General features: G+C 62.6%; 1 protein-coding gene. It reads right to left on the reverse strand.

The genetic code is table 11. The features are described 5' to 3' along the window. Positions 1 to 869: calcium-binding protein (locus AC1D34_RS38040; RefSeq protein WP_476827087.1), on the reverse strand; the 869-nt coding region annotated here is incomplete at both ends.

Consider the following 869-nt stretch of genomic DNA (forward strand, 5'->3'; position numbering starts at 1 on the left):
TGTATGTGCCGTTCAGCATGAACGGGACCATCGGCTCCATGCTGTCGAACGAGGCGATCTCGGGACCGGAACCATCCAGATTCTGCCGCACGCTGATGCGCACGTTCAAGTAGCGGTCGCCGTCGATGACGTCGTCGCCGCCACGGCCCTGGATGATGTCGCTGCCCTTGCCACCGAGGATGATGTTGCCACCGTCGAAGAAGGTCGCGGCGGCGGGAAGGGGAAGCAGGGCCCGCAAGCCGGTGATCAGATCGATATTGGTCATCACGCTGCCGGTCGCACCCGCCGTTGGCAGGGTGGTGGCATCGGAGTCATCGCCGTTGAGGACATCGCCGAAATCCGATCCGGAGAGGCCTTCGACGAAGTCGAAGCGGCTGAGCGAGGTCGACCCGCCGGGAACCGGCGGTTGATCGAAGAAGCGATCGGAGATGTCGATATAGACGCCGGTGGTGTTGGGCTTGTAGGTCGCCCAGTCATAGCCGGAGCCGCCGATGAAGCGGTCGCCCAAGCCGACCTTGCCGGCCATGATGTCGTCGCCGCCTTCGCCGTTGAACTTGTCGTTTTCGCCATCGCCGATGAAGACGTCGTTGCCGATGACCGGGTCATTGCCGAGCGGATCGAAATTGTCGCCAGGGGCGCCGTCAGAGGTTCCCTTCTCGATCCAGTCGTCGCCCTCGTTACCCATATCCTGTTCGTTGGCCTTGCTGCCGAGGATGAAGTCGTTGCCCTGGCCGCCAATGGCTTCCGATGCGTCCTCGCCGGTGACGATGAAATCGCTGCCGAAGCCGCCGATGATCAGGTTGACGCCGTTGCCGCCATGAAGGACGTCGTTGCCGTCGCCACCCTGGATATTGTCGTCACCACCGGTA

It is taken from the genome of Allobosea sp. P1_A7, assembly GCF_056406775.1.